A 15,183-nucleotide genomic window follows, 5' to 3' on the forward strand; every position below is an offset into this window, starting at 1 on the left:
CGGGCGTGCGCCGTCAGGCGATCCGGCGGACCGGCGCGCTCTCCGCGGCCGCAGCCGCGGCCCGCCGTCTGCGGGCCTGCACCACGCGGCGCTCAGCCGCCGTGAGGCCGCCCCAGACGCCGTACGGCTCGGGCTGGACCAGCGCGTGTTCGCGGCATTCGATGAGCACCGGGCATCCCGCGCACACCCGCTTGGCCGCCTGCTCGCGCGAGAGCCGGGCGGCGGTCGGTTCCTTCGACGGGGCGAAGAAGAGCCCCGCCTCGTCCCGGCGGCAGACAGCCTCCGTGTGCCAGGGGCCAGTGTGATCGCCACGCGCGGATGCGCTCTGGACGGGCACTCTGGCGGCCTGCAGTGACTGATGCGGCGGTTGCAGCACGGTCTACTCCTGACGAGACGCTTCGGCGGGGCAATCTTTCGATTGATTCACCTTCACCCGTCCTGCTGCGCACGGCAGATCGCACTGCCACCGTACGAGAGACGATGCCCGAGCCCTACCCGCTGTGCGCGCGCTTATGCACACCGTGGCCGCCCATGCACACCTCCACGCCGGGGAGTTCACTCTCCCGGGCACCCTTCGGAACGATCCCGAAGCGGCCGACGCCAGCCCCTCGCAAGGGCCTCACAGGGGACCTCACCATGGCTTGAGCGGCGATGACAGTGGAGACGGCAGCGCAGTCGGCGGCGCCCGGCAGTACCCCGGCCCCCCCTCGGCGCGGTGCTCAGCCGCGCTTGCGGAGATCGCGCAGCCGCTTGCCGCGCTTCGGCTTCGCCTCGACCCCGCCGAAGAGCGCCACGCCCTGCACGAGGATGACCGGAGCGTCCGTGTCCGGCGAGTCATTGGTCTTCACATCGAAGCCGCCGAAGATACCCGTGCCCTTGCCGCGCAGCGTGACGTTCTCCGGCACTCTGATCTCGATCCCGCCGAAGATCGCGGTGGCGTTGATCACGATCTCGCGCTGCTCGAAGATCGCCTCGGTCAGATCGATCTCGATTCCGCCGAAGCAGGCGAAGGCGTTGGTCTTGCGGCCGACCCGCCACCGGCCCCTGCGCGTCGCACCGCTGAAGATGGCAATCGCGTTGTCGCTGGCGCCGCCACCGACGGAGGGTTCACTGACCGCGCCACGGACGCCTGCACCCGCGGACGCCTCGGGCAGGTCACGGACGAGGGGCTGCAGTTCACCCATGGTCTTCGCCGAGTAGGCGGCGTCGATCCGCTCGGAGTGCTCCTCCGCGTCCAGCCGCCCCTGGGCAAGGGCCTCCCGCAGGATGTCCGCGACGCGGTCGCGGTCGCCGTCCGACGCCCGTACGTCCGCCGCCGCGGCGCGCCCCGGCTCCGCCACCGGCCCGGCGACGGGCCGGGTCTCGGGAGCCGCCCCGGCCGACTTCTCGAGGCTTGTCGCAGGGCTCTTGTCGAGCGGAGAGTCAGTCACGCGCTCAGCGTACCCAGACGCGATAGATCGCGACTACCCCGGATCCTCCTTTGTCACCCGCCCGTTCTACCCTTCCGTTCTGTGAGATGTGCTCACCGCCGAGAGGAAGATGTCTGATGTCCGCCAGCCCCCGTCCGCACCACCCGGCGTTCGCCTACACGGATCTGCTCCCCCTCGGTCCGGACAGCACGCCGTACCGGCTGGTCACCTCGGAGGGCGTCCGCACCTTCGAGGCGGAGGGGCGCACCTTCCTCAGCGTGGAGCCGGAGGCGCTGCGCACGCTCGCCGCCGAGGCGATGCACGACATCTCGCACTACCTGCGCCCCGCCCATCTCAGCCAGCTCCGCCGGATCCTGGACGACCCGCAGGCCAGCGCCAACGACCGGTTCGTCGCGCTCGACCTGCTGAAGAACGCGAACATCGCCGCCGCCGGGGTACTGCCGATGTGCCAGGACACCGGGACGGCGATCGTGATGGGCAAGCGCGGCCAGCAGGTCCTGACCGGCGGCGGCGACGAGGAGGCCCTCTCGCACGGCATCCACGACGCGTACACCAGGCTCAACCTGCGCTACTCCCAGCTGGCGCCGCTGACCATGTGGGACGAGAAGAACACCGGCACCAACCTGCCCGCCCAGATCGAGCTGTACGCGACCGACGGCGGCGCCTACAAGTTCCTGTTCATGGCGAAGGGCGGCGGCAGCGCCAACAAGTCCTTCCTCTACCAGGAGACGAAGGCGGTGCTGAACGAGGGTTCGATGATGAAGTTCCTGGAGGAGAAGATCCGCTCCCTGGGCACCGCCGCCTGCCCCCCTTACCACCTGGCGATCGTCGTCGGCGGCACCAGCGCGGAGTACGCGCTCAAGACCGCCAAGTACGCCTCCGCCCACTACCTGGACGAGCTGCCCGCCGAGGGCTCCGCCGCCGGGCACGGCTTCCGGGACAAGGAGCTGGAGCAGCAGGTCTTCGAACTGACCCAGCGGATCGGCATCGGGGCGCAGTTCGGCGGCAAGTACTTCTGCCACGACGTGCGCGTGGTGCGGCTGCCCCGGCACGGCGCCTCCTGCCCGGTCGCGATCGCCGTCTCCTGCTCCGCCGACCGGCAGGCCCTCGCCAAGATCACGCCGGAGGGCGTGTTCCTGGAGCAGCTGGAGACCGACCCGGCGCGCTTCCTCCCGGAGACGACGGACGCCGAGCTGGCCGATCAGGCCGCCGACCAGGACGTGGTCCGGGTCGATCTCACCCGCCCGATGGACGAGATCCGGGCCGAGCTGTCCCGGCACCCGGTCAAGACGCGGCTCTCGCTGTCGGGCCCGCTGGTCGTCGCCCGCGACATCGCCCACGCGAAGATCAAGGAGCGGCTGGACGCGGGCGAGGGCATGCCTTCGTACCTGCGCGACCACGCGGTCTACTACGCCGGTCCGGCCAAGACCCCGGAGGGTTACGCCTCCGGTTCCTTCGGACCGACGACGGCGGGCCGGATGGACGCGTACGTGGAGCAGTTCCAGGCGGCGGGCGGCTCCCTCGTGATGCTCGCCAAGGGCAATCGCAGCAAGCAGGTCACGGACGCCTGCGGCACGCACGGCGGTTTCTATCTCGGCTCCATCGGCGGCCCGGCGGCCCGGCTGGCCCAGGACTGCATCAAGAAGGTGGAGGTTCTGGAGTACGAGGAGCTGGGCATGGAGGCGGTCTGGCGGATCGAGGTCGAGGACTTCCCGGCGTTCGTGGTCGTCGACGACAAGGGGAACGACTTCTTCACGGACCCGGGCCCCGCACAGCCGTTCGTCACCTCGATCCCGGTCGGGCCGGGCCGGTAGGGCGGTACGGCCGGCGGCAGGGCGGCACGGCCGGCGGTGGAGCGGTACGGCCGGCGGTGGAGCGGTACGGCCGGGCGGTCGGCCGCGGGCGTGGGGAGTGAGCGTCCGGCGCGAGTGTCGGAGGCAGGCAGTAGATTCGGGGACATGACCGATCACGCCCAGCAGGCCGGGAAGGCCGCGCACCCGGAATCCGCCGTCCCCGCCGAGCCGGGCGGCTTCCGCACGGAGCACGACTCGATGGGTGAGGTGCGGGTGCCCGCGCACGCCAAGTGGCGCGCCCAGACCCAGCGCGCGGTGGAGAACTTCCCCATCAGCGGGCAGCGGCTGGAGCGGGCGCACATCGAGGCGCTGGCCCGGATCAAGGCCGCGGCAGCCGTGGTCAACGCCGAGCTGGGCGTGCTGGACGGCGAGCTGGCCGAGGCCGTGCGCGCGGCGGCCGAGGAGGTCGCCGGGGGCCGATGGGACGAGCACTTCCCGGTCGACGTCTTCCAGACCGGCTCCGGCACCTCGTCGAACATGAACATGAACGAGGTGGTCGCCACCCTGGCCACCGAGCGGCTGGGCGCCCCCGTCCACCCCAATGATCATGTGAACGCCAGCCAGTCGTCCAACGATGTCTTCCCCTCTTCCCTCCATATCGCGGCGACGGCGGCGGTGGCCCGCGATCTGATGCCCGCGCTGGAGCATCTCGCGGTGGCGCTGGAGCGGAAATCCGCCGAGTTCGCCTCCGTCGTGAAGTCCGGGCGTACGCACCTCATGGACGCCACCCCTGTCACCCTCGGCCAGGAGTTCGGCGGTTACGCCGCCCAGATGCGGTACGGCGTGGAGCGGCTGCGCTCCTGCCTGCACCGGCTGGCCGAGCTGCCGCTGGGCGGCACGGCGGTCGGCACCGGCATCAACACCCCGCCGGGCTTCTCGGCCGCCGTCATCGCGGAGACCGCCCGTACCACCGGCCTGCCGCTGACCGAGGCGCGCGACCACTTCGAGGCCCAGGGCGCCCGGGACGCCCTGGTGGAGACCTCCGGGCAGCTGCGTACGGTCGCGGTCGGCCTCACCAAGATCTGCAACGACCTGCGCTGGATGGCTTCCGGGCCCCGCACGGGCCTCGCCGAGATCACGCTGCCCGACCTCCAGCCTGGGTCCTCGATCATGCCGGGCAAGGTGAACCCGGTCATCCCGGAGGCCGCCCTGATGGTCGCCGCGCAGGTCACGGGAAATGACGCGACGGTGGCCGCGGCCGGTGCTGCGGGCAATTTCGAGCTCAACGTGATGCTCCCGGTGATGGCCAGGAACCTGCTGGAGTCGGTGCGCCTGCTGGCGAACGTCTCGCGGCTGCTGGCCGACCGCACGGTCGACGGCATCACGGCGAACGTCGAGCGGGCCCGCGAGTACGCCGAGTCCTCACCCTCGGTTGTCACCCCGCTCAACAGGTTCCTCGGCTATGAGAACGCCGCCGCGGTGGCGAAGAAGGCGCTCGCCGAGCGGACGACGATCCGCGAGGCGGTGCTGGGCGCGGGCCACGTCGAGCGGGGCGATCTGACCCTCGCCGAGCTGGACGAGGCGCTGGACGTGCTGGGCATGACGCGTCCATGAGCCGCTGCCTGTGCGGGAGGCGGCACTCCGGGCACCGGGGTGCCGCGGCGGCGCAGTATCGCAATCGGCCGGACGACGTGCCGTGCCCGCTCTCTTTCCGCACCCGAACGGGTGCCCTGCGGCACAGGTCACGGCGGTCGCGTACGGGTCCAACTAGGCTCTGCCCATGACAGCGGACACGGTGGACCCCCGGGCGAGCGGTCCGGGCGATCCCCCCGGCGATTCCCCGGGCACCCGCTGGGCGCCCGGAGAGCAGATCCTGTGGCGCTACCGTGCCAACGGCTCCCGGTATCCGCACATCTGCCGGCCCGTGACCGTCGTCCAGGACACCCCGGCGCTGCTGGCGGTCTGGCTCGCTCCCGGTACCGCCTGCGTCAAACCGGAGCTGGCGGACGGCACCCCGCTGCACCTGGAGCCGCTGTCCACCCGCTATACGAAGCCGCGCACCACCGCCCTGTCGTGGTGGAGGGGCACGGGGGTGCTGAAGCTGGCCCGCCCCGGTGACGCCTGGTCGGTGTGGCTGTTCTGGGACGGCGACTGGCGGTTCAAGAACTACTACGTGAATCTGGAGGAGCCGCACAGACGCTGGGCGGGCGGCATCGATTCCGAGGACCACTTCCTCGATATCGCGGTGTCCTCGGACGGCCGCTGGGAGCTGCTCGACGAGGACGAGTTCGAGCAGGCCCAGCTCGCCGGGCTGATGGACGAGGCACAGGCGGAGCGGGTACGGGCGGCGGGCCGTGCGGCGGTCGAGGCGATCCGCGCTTGGCGCCCGCCTTTCCCGGACGGCTGGGAGCACTGGCGTCCGGACCCGCACTGGGCGGTGCCGCCGCTTCCGGACGACTGGGACCGCGACCCGGCGGCCATGGAACGCACAGGGCCGCGCGGAGCGGGCGGACGGCCCGGCAAGCCTTTCGTGCCCGCGCCGGCGGAAAGGTCCGAACCATGAGGGGCCTCGTCGATCACAGCCGGGCGACAACCTCACTGCACCTCTTGATGCGGACCCCTGGAGGAAACGTAGGATCAACCTCCGGAAGAAAGCTGCTGCACAACTCCCTTCCCCTCTCGGGGACTTGGCATGTGGCCAGAGAGGAGCCCGCACATGGGCAGCACTGACGGACCGGGAGCGTACGATGAGTACGACCGGTCCGAGTTGGATCGTAGCGGTCAGGCCGAGGCCTTCGACGCGATCGGTGACCGCTATGACGACGCCTTCCCGCACAAGGAGGGCCAGCTCATCGCGGGCGCCTGGCTCGCGAAGCAGCTGCCCGCGGGCTCGCGCGTACTCGATCTGGGCTGTGGTACCGGGCTTCCCACGGCCCGTCAGCTCGTCGACGCCGGACACCATGTCGTCGGCACGGACCTCTCCCCCGTCATGCTGGAGCTGTGTCATCGCAACGTTCCGGAAGCAGAGTTCCACCGCGTCGACATCGCCGATATGGAGCGCCGGGAACTCGGTCCGTTCGACGGTGTCGCCGCCTTCTTCTCGCTGCTGATGCTCCCGCAGGTGGAGATCCCGTACGCACTGCGTATGCTCCACGGTCAGCTGCGTCCGGGTGCCCCGATAGCGCTGGGAATGGTGGAAGCGGATGTGAACGATTTCTCGATACCGTTCCTGGGTAACACGATCCGGGTGTCCGGATATCTTCGGGACGATTTGCGCCGGATCGTACTCGATGCGGGCTTCGAGATCGCGGGGGAGGAATCCTATGCCTTTGCCCCGGCCAGCACGGAAGTACCACCAGAGATCCAGCTCTTCCTGCACTGCAGACGACGCCCCTAGGGGGCGCCGTCGAAGTCCCTCCCCCTGGGCCTGGCGGCCCGGGAGGTACCCGCTTTGCTCGCGGCGCCTGGCACACGTCCGCTGCGTTGTCGAATCATCCGAGTAGCCAACTACGAGGAGGCTCCTCCGCCTTGCAGCCGCACGCACCATGCTCCCCCTGGCTCCGCCGGGAGGTGCCCTCTGCGAGCATCGCCCTCCGAGGGGGTGCGCCCCGGGCCGCCAAGGCCCGGGGGGAGGACGGCGCCATTTTGACGACACCCCCCAGGCCGCGAGCGCCAAGCTCTGGGTGCGCCCGACGCGCAGCCCCGGACGGACGGAAACCCAACGCGTGACGGAGCACGAATCGCCTGCGGCGAGCAGAGCCGAACCGCCGAACCCTTCGACGGGACCGAGCAGCGGCGAGAAGGAGCCGGGCGGCGCCGCCGACCTGCCGCCGCCGGGCCGGGAGGAGGCGGCGCACGCCGCTGTGCCCGACCCTCGTGAGCAGAAGGCCTCCCCCACCCGGGGCAACGGCCGGCGGCGCGGGGCGGACACCGTCGATGCGCCTGCCGCCGAGGCGCCCGCTCCTGACGCCCCCTCCCCCGGCGCGGGGCGCCCGTCGGGCGACGGGCCGCAGAAGCGTGCCGGACGCGGGTCGCGGGGCGGATCAAGCGCTGCGAAGCGCGCTTCGAAGCCACCGGCGAAGAGCGGGGCCAAACCCACTGGCAAGGCTGCGGGCAAGACTGCGGACAAACCCGCCGCCAAGCCCACCTCCAAGCCCACGGCCAAACCCGCCTCCAAGCCCACGGCCCGGAACACCGGACAGGGCACGGCGAAGAGCGCGGCCAAGAACGCTGACAGGAGCGGTGCCCACGAGCCGGTCGATCCCGACCCCGGAGCCGCCACCCGGCGGCGCAGACCGGGCCCCCACCCGCCGGAGGACCCCGCCGCACCCCCGCCCGGCGCGCTCGCCCCACCCGCGGGCACGGCCGTGGCGCTGACGGGACCCACATCCGCCGAGGCGGGCGAGAGTGCCGAGCGCGAGCGCCGGGGCGGTGACCGGCTGCGCTTCGTCGGCGCCGCGACCCGGCGCATCGCACGCGGTGTCGACCTGGACGAGACCGTGCTCGGGCTGTGCCGGGCCAGCGTGCCCGCGTACTCCGACGCGATCCTCGTCTATCTGAGCGACCCGCTGCCCGTGGGCGACGAGCGTCCGGTCAGTCCGGTCGTACTGCGGCTGCGGCGCAGCGACCGCATTCCGGAGGAGCGCAGGGGCAGCGGGCTGCCGCTTGTCGGTCCGGCCCGGGGGGACTCGACGGGAGAGAGCGCGGCGGAGCACACCGAGGTACGGCCGGGCGGTCCACTCGCCGAGGTGCTGCGCGGCGTCCGCCCCGTCTTCGCCGAATCCGACGCGGCCAACGCCGCCCTGCCCGAACTGCTGGGCTCTGGGTGTGACATCCCGGAGGGCTACCGCGCGATCCTCGCCCCACTGCGCGGGCGGCGGCGCGTCATCGGGGCGGCGGTCTTCCTGCGCCGCCCGGAGCGCCCCGCCTTCGACGCGGAGGATCTGCTCGTCGCCGCGCAGCTCGCCACCCACACCGCGCTCGGTGTGGACAAGGCGGTGCTGTACGGGCGCGAGGCGTACATCGCCGACGAGCTCCAGCGGACGATGCTCCCCGACGCCCTGCCGCAGCCCACCGGCTGCACCCTGGCCAGCCGCTATCTGCCCGCGGCCGAGACCGCCCGGGTCGGCGGCGACTGGTACGACGCGATCCCGCTGCCCGGCAGCCGGGTGGCGCTGGTCGTCGGCGATGTCATGGGCCATTCGATGACCTCGGCCGCGATCATGGGTCAGCTGCGGACGACGGCGCAGACCCTCGCCGGTCTCGACCTGCCGCCGCAGGAGGTGCTGCACCACCTCGACGAGCAGGCCCAGCGGCTCGGCAGCGACCGCATGGCCACCTGTCTGTACGCGGTCTACGACCCCGTCGCCCACCGCATCCTGATCGCGAACGCGGGCCATCCACCGCCCGTACTGCTGCACCGGGACGGCCGGGCAGAGGTGCTGCGGATACCGGCGGGTGCGCCGATCGGCGTCGGCGGAGTCGACTTCGAGGCGGTCGAGCTCGACGCGCCCGAGGGGGCCACGCTGATTCTCTACACGGACGGGCTCGTCGAGTCGCGGACCCGCGATGTGTGGACGGGTATCGACTTCCTGCGCCAGAAGCTGGCGGAGACGGCACGGCTTACCCGTCCGGGTACGGCGCCGCCGCTGGAGCCCTTGTGCGACGAGGTGCTGGACATCCTCGGGCCCGGGGACCGCGACGACGACATCGCGTTGCTGGCCGCCCGCTTCGACGGGATAACCCCCAGCGATGTCGCGTACTGGTATCTGGACCCGCGTGCCCAGACCGCGGGACAGGCCCGGCGGCTGGCGCGGCGCGCACTGGCGCGCTGGGGCCTTGAGGAGCTGACCGACGCGGCCGAACTGCTGGTCAGTGAGGTGGTGACCAACGCGGTGCGGTATGCCGAACGCCCGATCACGCTGCGGCTGCTGCGGACGGACATGCTCCGCTGCGAGGTCGGCGACGATGTGCCGCAGTTGCCCAGACTGCGGCAGGCGCGGGCGACCGACGAGGGCGGACGCGGCCTGTATCTGGTCAATCGCATCGCGAGCCGCTGGGGTGCCACCCGCCTGTCGACGGGCAAGGTCGTCTGGTTCGAACTGGCACTGCCCTCGGGGTCGTCCGCCCAGCAGCCCTAGGCAGACCCCAGCCGCAGTCCGCACATACCGCCCGGTGCCCCACCCGCCTGTGGGGCACCGGGCGGACTGGCTCCTGGCCGCGTTCGGGGACGCCGGGATCGCGCTGTCCGTCGGCGAGGCGCTCGCGGCGGGACGCCGCCTGAAGTCACCCCGCACAGCGCTGTGAAGTGCCCGTCCCGGCACTCTTCACCGGCACTCCCCGGGCGGCGTCTGTGCAGGTCGTGTTTCACGCCCCTCCCGCAGGCCCGTACCCGCACCCGCTGAACCGCCGCTGAACGCGGCGGCCGGGCAGCCGCACATCGCACGTATACACCAGGTGTATACCCATGGTGTATAGTCCCCGCATGTCCATCAGCCATACACTCCTCGGGCTTCTCGAATCCGGACCTCGTCACGGATACGACCTCAAGCGCACGTTCGACCAGCGGTTCGGCCACGACCGGCAGCTGCACTACGGGCAGGTCTACTCGACAATGTCCCGCCTGCTGAAGAACGGGCTCGTCGAGGTCGACGGCATCGAGGCGGGCGGCGGCCCCGAGCGAAAGCGGTACGCGATCACCGACGCCGGCGTCACCGACGTCGAGCAGTGGCTCGCCAGTCCCGAGAAGCCCGAGCCGTATTTGCAGAGCGTCCTCTACACCAAGGTCGTGCTCGCCCTGCTCACCGGGCGGGACGCGGCCGAGCTGCTCGACACCCAGCGCGCCGAACACCTGCGGCTGATGCGTGAGCTGACCCGCCGCAAGAAGGACGGCGATCTCGCTGATCAGCTCGTCTGCGACCACGCGCTCTTCCATCTCGAAGCGGACCTGCGCTGGCTGGAGACCGCCGCCGCCCGCCTCGACCGGCTCGCGAACGTGGTGCGCGGATGACGGCCTCGACGAGTGCGCTGCTCACCGCGAGCGGGCTGCACAAGACCTACGGCAGCACCCCCGCCCTGGCCGGGGCCGACTTCGTCATCCATCCGGGTGAAGTCGTAGCCGTGATGGGCCCTTCCGGTTCCGGGAAATCCACACTGCTGCACTGTCTGGCGGGCATCGTGCCGCCCGACTCCGGCACCGTGCACTACCGGGGCAAGGAGCTCTCCGCCCTGTCGGATGCCCGGCGCAGCGCGCTCCGCCGTGCCGACTTCGGCTTCGTCTTCCAGTTCGGCCAGCTGGTGCCGGAGCTGACCTGCACGGAGAATGTCGCCCTGCCGCTGCGGCTGGTCGGCGTCGGCCGCAAGGAGGCCGAGTCCCGTGCCACCCGCTGGCTGGAGCGGCTGGAGATCGACGACGTGCGGCACCACCGGCCCGGTCAGATGTCCGGCGGCCAGGGCCAGCGGGTGGCGATCGCCCGTGCGCTGGTCGGTGCCCCGAGCGTGATCTTCGCCGACGAGCCGACCGGCGCGCTGGACTCCCTCAACGGCGAGCGCGTCATGGGCCTGCTGACGGACGCCGCCCGTGAGACCCGCGCGGCCGTCGTGCTGGTGACCCACGAGTCGCGGGTCGCCGCGTACTCCGACCGCGAGGTCATCGTCCGGGACGGCAGGGCACGGGACATGGCGGGTGCCGTATGACCGGCGCCACCTCCGCCCCGGCGGGGCCTCTCGACGGGCCCTCGGCACCGGAAGCGGCACCGGAAGCGGCACCGGAAGCGCACTGGCTGCGCCGCTGGGTCGCCGACCTGGCGATGGGCGCCCGTTTCGCGCTCGGCGGCGGGCGCGAGGGCTGGACGCGGACGGTGCTGACGTCCGCCGGAGTCGGGCTCGGCGTGGCGGTACTGCTGCTGGCCACCTCGGTACCGCACATGCTCGGGGCCCGTGAGTCCCGTGACCAGGCCCGCGAGAACCATGGCGCGACGGAGACGGAGAAGTCCGACCGGTCGGCCCTCTACACGTACACCGACACCGAGTACCGCGGTTCCGACGTGCGCGGCCGTACGCTCCAGCCGGAAGGCTCGGACCCGCCCGTACCACCAGGGCTGAGCGAGCTGCCGGGGCCGGGCGAGATGGCCGTCTCCCCCGCGCTGAAGGAGCTGCTCGACTCGGCGGACGGCGAGCTGCTCCGAGAGCGGCTGCCCGGCAGGATCACGGCCACCATCGCCGATGAGGGCCTGCTGGATCCGGTCGAACTCACCTACTACGCGGGCAGCGACCAGCTCACCCATGGTGGCGCGGTCTTCCGCGTCGACAAGTTCGCGGAGGTAAGCGAGCCCGCGCCGATCCCAGCGCTGCTGCTGCTGCTCATCATCGTGATCTGTGTGGTGCTGCTGCTGCCGGTGGCCGCGTTCGTGGGTGCCGCCGTGCGGTTCGGCGGCGACCGCCGCGATCGCCGCCTGGCGGCGCTGCGGCTGGTCGGCGCCGACTCCCGGATGACCAAACGGGTCGCCGCCGGCGAGGCGGCGACGGGTTCACTGCTCGGGCTGGCCGTCGGCGCGGCGATCTTCCTGCCGCTGCGGCAGCTTCTGGGCGAGGTGAACCTGTGGGGTATCGGCACCTTCCCCGCAGATGTGCGCCCGAGCGCCGGACTCGTCGTGCTGATCGCATTCGGGGTGCCCGTCGGCGCGGTCCTCGTGTCGCTGCTGGCCCTCCGCGGGGTGATCATCGAGCCGCTCGGGGTCGTCCGCAACGCCGGGGTGCGGCGGCGCAGGCTGTGGTGGCGGTTGCTGCCGCTGGTCGCCGGGCTCGCGCTGCTGGTGCCGCTGCTCGACGGGTTGGAGACCGGGCAGACCTCGGTGGAGACGTACCAGATCGCGGCCGGCGTCACGCTCGTCCTGATAGGCGTCAACGCGCTGCTGCCCTGGCTGGTCGAGTCCGCTGCGCGGCGGCTGCGCGGCGGGGGGCTGTCCGTCCAGCTCGCAGTGCGACGGCTGCAGCTGGACAGCGGTACGGCCTCCCGGGCGGTCAGCGGTATCACGGTGGCGGTGGCCGGGGCGGTCGCGCTCCAGATGCTGTTCTCCGCTGTCGTGGACGACCAGCAGAGGCATACCGGCCAGTCCCCGGAACGTGCGGAGATGCTGGTGACGGTCCCGGCCACGGCCCAGCTCTCCGAGCCCGAGGTCACGGCCGGTCTGGCCGAGACCCGAGGCGTGAAGCAGGTGTTCGGGCAGACTACGGGCTATGCCGTCCGCGCCGACCAGAATCCGGACGACGGTGCTGTGGACAGCGTCACGGTCGCCGACTGCGCGACGCTCAGGGAGCTGGCCAAGATGGGCTCCTGCGAGAACGGCGACGTGTTCGTTACCGAGCGCTCACCCCAGGAGGAGCCGGAGTCCGTCACCGGGGCCAAGCCGGGGGCCGAGGTCAATCTCGCCATGCCCGACTACAGCAGGCCGGAGGGGAAGCAGCAGCGCGAGCCGGTCCTGTGGAAGGTCCCCGAGGACGCCCGCACGGTGAAGGGCCGCACTGACCCGATGGGCGTCGCCTCTGAAGGCATCCTCGCCACTCCGGCGGCCTTGGACGTGTCGCGCATGCCGGGCGCCTCGGTCGACGTCTATGTGCGCACCGATGACGGCGTGGCGGACGCGAAGGAGTTCGTACGCAACACCGCTGCGGCCGTCGGGCCGACGGCTACGGCGATATCGCTGAAGGCCACCAGCACGACCGCTCAGTTCAGGGCGGTCGAGCGCGGTCTGTACGCCGGGGCGACCGGGATTCTGCTGCTGATAGGCGCCAGCATGGTGGTCTCCACGCTGGAGCAGCTGCGGGAGCGCAAACGGCTGCTGTCCGTGCTGGTCGCCTTCGGTACCCGGCGGTCCACGCTTGCCTGGTCGGTGCTGTGGCAGACGGCCCTGCCCGTGCTGGTCGGGCTGGCGCTGGCGGCCGTCGCCGGCGTGGGCCTGGGCACCGTGCTCCTGCGGATGAGCGCTCTGCCGTTCGCCGTGGACTGGGGGAACCTGGCCGGGGTCACCGTCCTCGGCGGCCTGCTGGTGGTGCTGGTGGCCGTGGTCAGCATGCCCGCACTGTGGCGCCTGATGCGGCCGGACGGCCTGCGTACGGAGTGACGGGAGCGGACGCACAATGGGCGCGGCAGCACGAGCAGGTGCTGCCGCGCCTCGACGCGCGGTGCATGACGCGGACAGCACGCAGGACGGCACGCAGAACGAAGCGAAAGACTGGCGGCAGAGCCCGCGGAGCCGCGAGGCGGAGTCAGCCCCTGGGCGGAGGCTCCGGGGAAGCCGGGCCCGGACCGCCATCGCTCTCGCGGTCGCCACCGCCGTCCGAACCGGCATCTGCGGTGCCGTCCGCGCCCGTGCCGCGAGCGGGTGGGGCGTCGGCAGGCGAGGGCGGTGGGGACGCCCCACCCGCCGCTCCCGCCGCCGCCGGGACGGGTTCCGTCGAGAGAGCGGTCGCCCCATGCGGCCCCGGCAGCTGACGTAGCGCCTGTTCCTTCGCGTACACCCGCAGGTAGCCCACCACCGTGTTGGTGACGGCGACCAGCGGCACCGCCACCACCGCGCCCGGGATCCCCGCGATCAGGCTGCCGCCGGTGACGCCGAGCACCACGCCCAGCGGATGTACCCGCACCAGGCGGCCGAGGATGAACGGCTGCAGCACATGGCTTTCGAGCTGCTGCACCACCAGCACCACCGCGAGCACCAGCAACGAGGTGACGACGCCGTTGGTCACCAGTGCGACGACGACCGCCAGCGCCCCGGACATCACCGCACCGACGATCGGGATGAACGCGAAGAGGAAGATGAAGACGGCCAGCGGCACCGCCATCGGCACATCAAGGAAGTAGATGCCGATGCCGATGAAGAAGGCGTCGATGAAGGCGACTATGACCGTGCCGCGCACATACCCGGTGAGCGTGATCCAGGCGCGCGGCCCGGCGCCCGCCACGCCCTCCCGCGCGGAGGCCGGTACGAACTTCAGCGTCCACTGCCAGATCCGCGGCCCGTCGTAGAGCAGGAAGAGCGTCACGAACATCGCGAGCAGCGCGCCGGAGAGGAACTCGAAGACCACCGTCACGCCTTCGAGCCCGGCGGAGGTGACCGCCTTGCTGTTGTCCCCCAGCCAGTCGCTCAGGTTGTTGCCGATGTCGTTGATCTGTTCCTCGGAGACATGGAACGGGCCGTTGACCGCCCAGTCCTGGAAGTCCACGATGCCGTCCTGGACCCGGTTGGTGAGTGTCGGCAGGTTCTCCATCACCTGCCAGACCACGAACCAGCCGACCAGCCCCATGATGACGAAACCGGTGATGAAGGTGACGGCCGTGGCCAGCCCCCGACCGAGGCCGAGGCGTCTGAGCCGGGCGACGGTCGGCTGCATCAGCGCGGTGATCAGCAGTCCGGCGGAGAAGGACATGATGAGCAGGCCGATGGCGCTGACGACCTGCATCAGCACATAGATGACCCCGGCCAGCACCAGCAGCCGCCAGCTTGCCTCGGCGGCGACGCGGAGTCCCCAGGGCACGACTGTCGCGGGCTCGGGCTGCTTGGCTATCGCGGGAGCGTAGGCGGGCGGAGCGGGAACCTGCCCGGGATCGGGCTCACGGGCCGGCGGCTCCGTATCTCCCGCACCACCCGTGTCTTTCGTGGCGCCGCTGCCGCCCCTGCGGGCCTCGCCGCTCGGGCCGCCATGGCCGCCGCCGTCCGCTGCGGAGTCCGCGCCCGCAGGGCCGGTGGAACCGTCGGTCTCTCCGGCCCGTGCCTTGCGCTCGGCCATCTTGCCGGCCCAGCGCTGTACTCCGTACAGGAACTTCTCCACCCTGCCCGCCATCCGCTTCCTCCGCCCCCTTGCCCGCTACGGCTGTGCGCTGCCGTGTGGGGGACGACGTTACCGGCGCGCGAGGTTGCCTGGTTCTCGTACACGCGACGGTGAGATGTCCGGCGCGCGTC

Annotated in this window: 12 protein-coding genes; 9 read left to right on the forward strand and 3 right to left on the reverse strand. The window is 71.6% G+C overall.

Going from position 1 to position 15,183, the window contains the following annotated elements:
• Positions 1–13: 13 nt before the first annotated feature.
• Together LHJ74_RS19120 and LHJ74_RS19125 are read right to left on the reverse strand one after the other, a co-directional pair.
• A complete protein-coding gene (locus LHJ74_RS19120; protein WP_260219294.1) occupies positions 14–376 on the reverse strand; it encodes a WhiB family transcriptional regulator in 363 nt (120 codons plus the stop codon).
• Between the two features lie 343 nt (positions 377–719).
• Positions 720–1,430: a DUF1707 SHOCT-like domain-containing protein gene (locus tag LHJ74_RS19125; protein WP_375546776.1), complete on the reverse strand. Its 711-nt coding sequence runs from the start codon at positions 1,428–1,430 to the stop codon at positions 720–722.
• A 116-nt stretch (positions 1,431–1,546) separates the two neighbouring features.
• On the opposite strand from LHJ74_RS19125, the gene LHJ74_RS19130 reads away from it, so the two are divergent.
• The 9 genes from LHJ74_RS19130 to LHJ74_RS19170 all read left to right on the forward strand — a co-directional run bounded on the left by LHJ74_RS19130 (position 1,547) and on the right by LHJ74_RS19170 (position 13,344).
• A complete protein-coding gene (locus tag LHJ74_RS19130; protein ID WP_260219295.1) occupies positions 1,547–3,244 on the forward strand; it encodes a fumarate hydratase in 1,698 nt (565 codons plus the stop codon).
• Positions 3,245–3,388: 144 nt separating this feature from the next.
• On the forward strand, positions 3,389–4,837 hold the full coding sequence (locus LHJ74_RS19135; protein ID WP_260219296.1) for a class II fumarate hydratase: 1,449 nt from the start codon (positions 3,389–3,391) through the stop codon (positions 4,835–4,837).
• Positions 4,838–5,003: 166 nt separating this feature from the next.
• Positions 5,004–5,786, forward strand: coding sequence for a cytidylyl-2-hydroxypropylphosphonate hydrolase (gene fomD, locus LHJ74_RS19140; protein ID WP_260219297.1), 783 nt, complete (start codon positions 5,004–5,006; stop codon positions 5,784–5,786).
• A gap of 153 nt (positions 5,787–5,939) precedes the next feature.
• A complete protein-coding gene (locus LHJ74_RS19145; protein WP_260219298.1) occupies positions 5,940–6,620 on the forward strand; it encodes a class I SAM-dependent DNA methyltransferase in 681 nt (226 codons plus the stop codon).
• A gap of 328 nt (positions 6,621–6,948) precedes the next feature.
• Positions 6,949–9,363: a SpoIIE family protein phosphatase gene (locus tag LHJ74_RS19150; RefSeq protein ID WP_260219299.1), complete on the forward strand. Its 2,415-nt coding sequence runs from the start codon at positions 6,949–6,951 to the stop codon at positions 9,361–9,363.
• Positions 9,364–9,397: 34 nt separating this feature from the next.
• The gene (locus LHJ74_RS19155; RefSeq protein WP_260219300.1) at positions 9,398–9,529 is read left to right on the forward strand and encodes a hypothetical protein; all 132 of its coding nucleotides are present in this window, start codon (positions 9,398–9,400) and stop codon (positions 9,527–9,529) included.
• Between the two features lie 178 nt (positions 9,530–9,707).
• Positions 9,708–10,232 (forward strand): helix-turn-helix transcriptional regulator, encoded by a 525-nt coding sequence (locus LHJ74_RS19160; RefSeq protein ID WP_260219301.1) that lies wholly within the window; start codon positions 9,708–9,710, stop codon positions 10,230–10,232.
• Entirely contained in the window at positions 10,229–10,918 is a 690-nt protein-coding gene (locus LHJ74_RS19165; protein WP_260219302.1) for an ABC transporter ATP-binding protein, read from the forward strand. The genes LHJ74_RS19160 and LHJ74_RS19165 overlap by 4 nt, the downstream gene beginning before the upstream one ends.
• Positions 10,915–13,344, forward strand: coding sequence for an FtsX-like permease family protein (locus tag LHJ74_RS19170; RefSeq protein ID WP_260219303.1), 2,430 nt, complete (start codon positions 10,915–10,917; stop codon positions 13,342–13,344). The genes LHJ74_RS19165 and LHJ74_RS19170 overlap by 4 nt, the downstream gene beginning before the upstream one ends.
• A 145-nt stretch (positions 13,345–13,489) precedes the next feature.
• On the opposite strand, the gene LHJ74_RS19175 is transcribed toward LHJ74_RS19170, so the two are convergent.
• Positions 13,490–15,064 (reverse strand): AI-2E family transporter, encoded by a 1,575-nt coding sequence (locus tag LHJ74_RS19175; protein WP_260219304.1) that lies wholly within the window; start codon positions 15,062–15,064, stop codon positions 13,490–13,492.
• Positions 15,065–15,183 lie beyond the last annotated feature (119 nt).

It is taken from the genome of Streptomyces gossypii (genome assembly GCF_025165795.1).
Classification (GTDB): Bacteria; Actinomycetota; Actinomycetes; order Streptomycetales; family Streptomycetaceae; genus Streptomyces; species Streptomyces gossypii.

Excerpts from the sequence above, each read along its gene's own strand:
- LHJ74_RS19160 (WP_260219301.1), top strand. The coding sequence starts at position 9,708 with ATGTCCATCAGCCATACACTCCTCGGGCTTCTCGAATCCGGACCTCGT.
- LHJ74_RS19130 (WP_260219295.1), top strand. The coding sequence starts at position 1,547 with ATGTCCGCCAGCCCCCGTCCGCACCACCCGGCGTTCGCCTACACGGAT.
- fomD (WP_260219297.1), top strand. The coding sequence starts at position 5,004 with ATGACAGCGGACACGGTGGACCCCCGGGCGAGCGGTCCGGGCGATCCC.
- LHJ74_RS19135 (WP_260219296.1), top strand. The coding sequence starts at position 3,389 with ATGACCGATCACGCCCAGCAGGCCGGGAAGGCCGCGCACCCGGAATCC.
- LHJ74_RS19175 (WP_260219304.1), bottom strand. The coding sequence starts at position 15,064 with ATGGCGGGCAGGGTGGAGAAGTTCCTGTACGGAGTACAGCGCTGGGCC.
- LHJ74_RS19170 (WP_260219303.1), top strand. The coding sequence starts at position 10,915 with ATGACCGGCGCCACCTCCGCCCCGGCGGGGCCTCTCGACGGGCCCTCG.
- LHJ74_RS19165 (WP_260219302.1), top strand. The coding sequence starts at position 10,229 with ATGACGGCCTCGACGAGTGCGCTGCTCACCGCGAGCGGGCTGCACAAG.
- LHJ74_RS19145 (WP_260219298.1), top strand. The coding sequence starts at position 5,940 with ATGGGCAGCACTGACGGACCGGGAGCGTACGATGAGTACGACCGGTCC.